Origin of the sequence: Sulfuricurvum sp. (assembly GCF_028681615.1) — a bacterium.
Classification (GTDB): Bacteria; Campylobacterota; Campylobacteria; order Campylobacterales; family Sulfurimonadaceae; genus Sulfuricurvum.
Map to the genome: position 1 here is coordinate 37,210 of NZ_JAQUHV010000017.1, position 7,297 is coordinate 44,506.

At 43.4% G+C, this 7,297-nt stretch carries 6 protein-coding genes; 1 reads left to right on the forward strand and 5 read right to left on the reverse strand.

The annotated features are described in order from the left end of the window. Window positions 1-1,368: an oxygen-independent coproporphyrinogen III oxidase gene (hemN, locus tag PHE37_RS12145; protein WP_299994840.1), complete on the reverse strand. Its 1,368-nt coding sequence runs from the start codon at window positions 1,366-1,368 to the stop codon at window positions 1-3. Window positions 1,369-1,550: 182 nt separating this feature from the next. Here hemN and PHE37_RS12150 point away from each other — a divergent pair, with 182 nt between their 5' ends. Then, window positions 1,551-2,300: a response regulator gene (locus PHE37_RS12150; RefSeq protein ID WP_299994842.1), complete on the forward strand. Its 750-nt coding sequence runs from the start codon at window positions 1,551-1,553 to the stop codon at window positions 2,298-2,300. A gap of 3 nt (window positions 2,301-2,303) precedes the next feature. Here the strand turns inward: PHE37_RS12150 and PHE37_RS12155 are convergent, their stop codons facing one another. The 4 genes from PHE37_RS12155 to PHE37_RS12170 form a co-directional block, all read right to left on the reverse strand. Then, window positions 2,304-4,580 (reverse strand): hybrid sensor histidine kinase/response regulator, encoded by a 2,277-nt coding sequence (locus PHE37_RS12155; protein WP_300008674.1) that lies wholly within the window; start codon window positions 4,578-4,580, stop codon window positions 2,304-2,306. A gap of 69 nt (window positions 4,581-4,649) precedes the next feature. Next, on the reverse strand, window positions 4,650-5,459 hold the full coding sequence (locus tag PHE37_RS12160; RefSeq protein ID WP_299997727.1) for a peptide deformylase: 810 nt from the start codon (window positions 5,457-5,459) through the stop codon (window positions 4,650-4,652). 88 nt (window positions 5,460-5,547) lie between these two features. Beyond that, the gene (locus PHE37_RS12165) at window positions 5,548-5,715 is read right to left on the reverse strand and encodes a hypothetical protein (RefSeq protein ID WP_299923673.1); all 168 of its coding nucleotides are present in this window, start codon (window positions 5,713-5,715) and stop codon (window positions 5,548-5,550) included. Between the two features lie 66 nt (window positions 5,716-5,781). Further along, complete coding sequence (locus PHE37_RS12170) at window positions 5,782-7,251, reverse strand: FAD-dependent oxidoreductase (RefSeq protein WP_299997730.1); 1,470 nt, start codon at window positions 7,249-7,251, stop codon at window positions 5,782-5,784. Window positions 7,252-7,297 lie beyond the last annotated feature (46 nt).

The window sequence follows — 7,297 nt, forward strand, 5'->3', positions numbered from 1 at the left end:
TTACACCGTTTTACTAAACGCTTTGTCAGAAGCCGCATGACGTTTCATATAGGCATCAAACGGCATTGCGATATTACGGATCAGGAGTGTACCGGTAGCCGAACACTCTATCGCCCTGTCACTCATCGTAAGTAATCCATCCGCTTCAAACGGTTTAAGCGCTTCCAAAGCATCGGCAAAATACTCTGCAAACTTCACTCCGTACAACCGCTCGAAACGGGCGATATCGAGTTTGAAATTGCTCATCAATTCCATAATGACGAACTGACGGATACGATCATCTTCATTGAGGGCTACACCACGCTCATACGGCAATTTACCCGCATCAATGGCCGCTTCATACGCATCCATCTCTTTAAAGTTTTGCGCATAATAATCGGAACCTTCACCGATCGATGTGAGCCCGATCCCGATCAGATCGGCGCCCCCTTTCGTCGTGTAACCTTGGAAGTTGCGGTGCAGTTCCCCTTTTTCAATCGCTTTGAAAAGTTCATCTTCAGGTTTTGCGAAATGGTCCATTCCGATCATGCGATATCCGAGCTCGGACATATGATCGATGGTATAGCGCATGATGGCCAGTTTCTCCGCCGGATGCGGCAACGTCGTTTCATCAATTTTACGCATCGTTTTTTTGAGCCACGGAACATGCGCATAGTTAAAGACGGCAAAACGGTCCGGATCAAGCGAAATCGCTAAATCGAGAGTCTTTTTAAACGTCTCCAAACTCTGATACGGCAAGCCGTAGATCAAATCGACATTGACACTCACCATGTTGTATTTGCGCGCCAACTCCATCGCAGCTTTGGTGATGTCATACGGCTGAACACGGTGAACGGCGACTTGTACCTTCTCATCAAAATCCTGAATCCCGAAACTCACGCGGTTAAATCCGGCGTCACTCATCACTTTCATCTGCTCTTCATTGATATGGCGAGGATCGATCTCACAGCTAATCTCAGCATCAGCGGTAAAGTTTTTAAAATGGCTCTTGATCGCACTGATGATTCGGTTCAGCTGATCCGCATCGAAGAATGTCGGCGTCCCGCCGCCGAAGTGGAGCTGAATGACAGGACGGTTCACATCAATATGGGTACTTAAAATTTGAAGTTCGCGAAGCAGATAATCGATATAACGCTCTTTTTTATCCTCTTTAGAGGTAAAAACAACATTACATCCGCAGAAATAGCAGGCATTCTTACAAAACGGTAAATGAAAATAGAGCGATAGAGGTCGCGAAGGATCTTGAGAATGGAGTTTTTCGAGATAGCTGTCGTAATCAAACGTATCACTAAACTCTAATGCGGTAGGGTAACTCGTATAGCGAGGCCCCGGTTTGGAATATTTGGTAAATTTATCAAAGTCAAGCATTGTTATCCTATCGTTCCCTGTTAATGACGCGATTATGCCCCTTTTGGGTTGAATAACGGATAAAAAAGAAATATTATTCTACAATAGCGACCGCTTATCACAATATTTGCGCGCATTATCGTGCAATTTCATCGACAATGTGATAAAATAATTACTAATAAAACTATAATAAAAGAGGATACATGAGTATAATCAAAGTGCTAGTCGTTGAAGACGATGAAGTCACGGCAATGAATTTGAAAATGTCCCTTGAAAAACAAGGGTACGATGTTATATCGATTGCCGATAATGCCGTGACAGCACGTAATAAAATAAAAATTTATAATCCTGATATTGCCCTCATCGACATCGGTTTGCAAAAGACGATGGACGGAATCGAACTCGCACAATTTATCCGTGATAAACATCCGCTCCCATTCATCTACCTGACAGCCCATTCAGATAACGACATGCTTGCGAAAGCGAAAAAAACCGAACCCTACGGATACATTGTCAAACCGTTCGATCCTATCAATCTGCATACCACGATTCAAATGGCTCTTTACCGATTTAAAGAAGAGCGAAAACGCAATTCCAATATCGACGAACTCAAATCCGACCGCGAAGAGCTCGAAAAGTTAGTCTACGCTAAAAAGCTTTCCGATAAACCGATTGTCGAATTTGGCGATGGGTATCGCCACGATACAGGATTGGGCGAAACCTATTACCAAAACCAAAAAATCAAGCTTACTAAAAAAGAGAACGCGTTTATCCGTCTCTTGGTAGCACAACTCGGGAGTGTCGTCGATTTCGAACAGGCGATCAATTATGTTTGGGAGACCAAAGGGGCTACCGACAACAGCGTCCGAACACTTGTTTGGAGACTACGGAGCAAACTCCCGACCGACGTCATTAAAAACGCTTCGGGAGTCGGTTATTATTTGGAAGAATAGCTTCTAGATAAACTTCTTGATAAATCCGGATCGAAGCACATCGTAGGCTTCGATAAAATCAAACTCTTCATCTTCTCCCACTGCCGATTCTTCAATGACATATGCCAGTCTGGAAAGTTCCTCGAAACGGAAATTAGCGCTTGAGCCTTTGATCGCATGGGCGATAAAAGCGATATCTTCATACGATTTATTTTCTATCGCATTCAAAAGTTCATGAAGAGAATGTTCCATTTTATGATGATAGATTTTCAACAAATGTTCGATTTGATCTTCTTCGAGCATTAATGCGCTTTTGAGATGTTCCATATCGATAGCTCTGCTGCCCGACTCTTTCGTCGTTACATTCTCGCGCAAAGGGAGAACCGTAGGTTCCAAATAGCGTTCAAAAATCTGTTCTATCTCGCGCAAGACGATCGGTTTACCTAAAAACGCGTCATATCCGTTTTGAATAGAACGTTCTCGCGCTCCTTTGATGACATTGGCGGTTAACGCGACAATAGGGGTATGTTCATGCCCCGTCTCTTTTTCAAAAGCCAAAATAGCCGCCGTTGCTTCATTGCCGTCCATTTCCGGCATCTGCTCGTCCATAAAAATGAGATCAAAACGATCCGAACGGTATTCCCTCACTGCTTCAAGCCCGTTCGAAGCAATGACATACTCCAAACCGTAGCGCTCTAAAATAATTTTAATAAGTTCCTGATTGGCAAGATTGTCTTCGGCAACCAACACCTTGCCGATGAACCCGAGTCTTCCGTTTTCTCCTATTTCAATCGGATGACGGGAATGGGTGATCCCCAAAACCTCACTTAAAGCACTCTGGAGCTTGGTACAATAGATCGGAAAGGTAAGCGGTACAATCGTAGGGGTCGTATCATAACGGTCATCCAAAAAGTCCAGAATAGCGACAGACGGGATATGATGACGCAGAATGGTTTCCCGTTTATCATCGTCCATAGAACTCTCTAAAAAGATCAGAAGGTCACACGCATCCTTAACCGTTGTGACCAACTGTATATCCAACCCGAAATGTTCCCAATACCGTTGGAGCGACTCAAGTTTATAACTCTCGGAAGGATCATACTCGAGCAGACCGAATCGGATACCGTCAAAGATTGAAGCATCAAATTTAGGAATTTCACACTCATAATTGGCAACGACCGGTATTTTTAGCGTAAACAGACTCCCTTCGCCTAAGAGGGTCTCCAGTTCAATGCTTCCACCCATATGTTCTGCAAGCTGGTTACAAATGGACAACCCTAAACCGGTCCCCTCATTGATTTTCATCATCCCCTCTTGTGCTTGGGAAAAGGCGTCAAAAATGCGTTCTTGATCCCCAGGTGCAATACCGATTCCGTTATCTTTCACGGATAGAGACAGTATCCCCTCCGTGCATCGTGCTTCCACATGGATCGCTCCGCCCGGATGACTGAACTTAATGGCGTTACTCAAAAAATTCCCGACGATCTGTTTAATTCGAAGCGCGTCCGCGATAATTTCATACGGGATGGAAGGATCGATAAAACTGGTCAGCGTAATGCTTTTAGAATTGGCACTCGGGACAAAAAGCTCCATGGTATGGGAAATCTCGTCATGGATATTAAATGGTTGCGGATCAACCGTAAATTCCCCGCTGCGGAGTTTTGAGAAATCGAGGATATCATTGATAATATGGAGAAGATTTTCACCGCTGTTGCTGATAATATCGAGATACTGTTGATATCGCGGGTTTGTTGTTTCATCCCGTAAAAGAGATACGAATCCCAAAATCGCATTAAGCGGTGTTCGTATTTCATGAGACATATTGGAGAGAAAATATTCTTTTGCTTTGGAAGCGTTGAGCGCTTCCTGTTCTTTTTGATAAATCGTATCCGTATAGAGTTTTAATACACTGGCAAAATTTTGGTCGAATAAAAAACTGATCCCATTGAAGACCGCGTGCTCATTGATTCCCAAACGATACGTTGCATTAATAACCGATCGTTTAAAATGGGTACATAGAACAAACAGCTCGTCCGCCCGGAGATCTTTGTTTTTCAGGTAATCGATTAAATCGGCGATTACAGGGCACTCACCGATTGCCATATTTCCGGAGACAACCCCCATAAAATAATCATAAACACTGCCGGCATAATAGATACGAAAAAAATCCGGTTCAATCTCATGACGCTCTAAAATCGAAATACACAGTTCAGATTCGACCCATTCGTGTAATATAGCATCCTTTTCCAACAGGAGCTTCTCTTTAGAGCGGACTAAAGGGGACATATCCGGTAGAGACATACGGATTCCTTACTGCTAACAATTTTTTTGGTTATGATACTGAAAAATGGGTAAAAATATAATTTTTTATTATTTTGGTGCGATCCAGAAAAAAACGCCTAAACTGATAATCGCGTATTGAAAAAGCAAAATTGCCGTCGTACCGATAATATTTCCGGTTTGACAGCTCGTGCACTGTTTGTAGATTTTGGCCTCGTATTGCGCGTACAAAAAGTAAGAAATCAGCAATAGCGGAATAAGTATCAGACCATAGGTATCAACCGTATAAACCCATCTTCGGACTTCAGACGAAACAAAAAACGGAAGGACAAACGTGAGCGCTATAAAGGAAATCAAATATTTTGCCCCTCGCTTAAAATAGTCCCGATAAAAAACGATCGGACAGGAACCGCCCCCTTCGACGAGGCCATGTTCCAAATGATCATTAATCCGCTGTTTCATCTCTTTATCAACACGGTCAACAAACGTGCTGCCAAAACAATAATCGAGCTGCTGCTGAAATATTCGGGACATTTCGGCATCTAAATCACGATGGTGAGGGTTCCCATTTTCATCTTCGTAGATCACCGTCACATATTCAAATCGATCGACATCCACACTGATTCCGGGATAATACGTGCTCCGTTCGGTTTGCGTACTCATCCCGGAATGTTTAATCAAACGGGCATTGATGTATGGGATATAGCTATCCCCTTCTTTCATAACGATTACGTTGTATTGGATACCGATCATTATGGCACTGAGTGCACTGAGATCATTCTCTCTCATCGTATCGATCATATCGGTGATCCATTGAGACAATTCGTCATTAAAGAAACGGACATTAGCGGAAATAAGCCGGATAGTCGGGTCGGGATACTTTAGAAGTGGTTGAACCATAGAAGATAACTTTTCAAAAATTCTGCCCCATAGGAGGCAAGTGTAGCCAAAGGATATATTCCTTTGGCGTTCTAATAATTAGAAATAGTTAGTGGCTTTTGCCGACTACAATAATCATTTTAATATTGATGATGACAAAACGGATAAATTGCCAAATTTTGCATGTACGCATAGCACGGGCAAATTTCCCAGGAATCATCGCGGTATTGAATTTATCATTTTTAGCGAAGTTAAACTCTTCTTCTTTTACTGCCATTTTTTTCTCCTATTGCGATATTTTAGGTCCAAAGAGAGTCATCTCTCTTCAGTTTTGACTTAATGCTTATTCCGGAATTACTTTCCAGAACGGTTTGAGTTTTGCTTTATAGATAAACAAATAATGCAAGATGTGTTTGATCCAGTGACCTGCAAGACCGATTTCACCGAACGTATAATCGGTGTCACGGCCTGTTCCCGGATATTTATCGAAGTCAGGAACAACCGGATAAACCGTCATAGCCGCTGCTTGACCGTCTAACCATCCTTTACCTGCCGATGCAACACACGCCGCACCCATTTCCGCCATAGAAGCTTCATGCAAATGTGCACTTGGGCCGTGTTTGATCAAATCGCAAACACTGTGCGCTACCGCTTTACCCATGATACCGCTTGGCATACCCGTACGCGGAGGAGTCGGGTTGATCACAGTACCGTTAGGAGATTTCATCGGTTTAGAGATGATGTGCGGAGGTGCGAATGCAATCCCTGCAGCGAATAGATTTTTATAGGTCGGATTTTGATAGGTACGTGGCCAGTCTGATGCTTTCCATTCTTCGTACGGTTTTGGCGTATAGTTTGCATCAACTTTCATAAAGCCGTTTGGTGCGAATACTGTATCAGTAATATCTTCACCTGCTTTGTTGTATGCTTTAAGACCTACACCCGCAAACGGAGGAATCAGCATTGAGAAGTCAAACGTTTCTTCGCCGGTAGACCCGTCAAGAAGCTCATACGTAACTTTCCCTTTTTCTACTTTGTTAACATGTGCACCGGTGATGTAGTTAACACCGCGTTCAGCGAACAAAGACTCGGTAAAGATACGAGAACTCACGACGTATCCCCCTACTTTCATGTGGAGTCCGCCCATACCGAAATCACCCATGAATGATTCGTTAGAGATCCATTGGATATCAGCCATGTCACGAAGACCCGCTTTACGGATTTCATGTTCGATGTTGAAGATATACTCGAATGCCGCACCTTGACACGTACACATACCGTGACCTGTACCGACTAGGATTTTTTGGCGTTCGCCTTTGCGCATTTTATCCATAACTTTTTTAAGCTCATGCGCTGCATGATCCGCGTGATCCGCTGTACATACTGAAACAGTGAACTCACCCAAGTTTGAACCTTCACCCAAGCCCGGAGTTGCACCGAAGTTAAGTTTCGGTCCGGTAGCGTTGATGAGATAATCAAATGTTACCTCTTCGCTTTGACCCGCTTTGCCTTGTCCTGTATATTCAATCGTTACAAAAGATTTATCTGTTGAAGCATTCCCTTCAGGATTGATACTGACTGCTTTTGCCTGCTTGTAAGTGATCCCTGCTTTTTCATAAACAGGAGCAAGATCAAATGTTACGTCCTCTTTTGTCATTCCGCCGACACCGACCCAAATATTGGAAGGGATCCAGTTCCATTTTGAGTTAGGGGTAACTACTACTACTTCGTGTTCTTTTCCGAGCCAATCTGCCGCAAATGTCGCTGCAGTATGTCCGGCGACTCCGCCGCCGAGGACAACTAATCTCGCCATATCTTCTCCTTAGATGAATTCCATAAAAAGTGATTATAACCCCAAT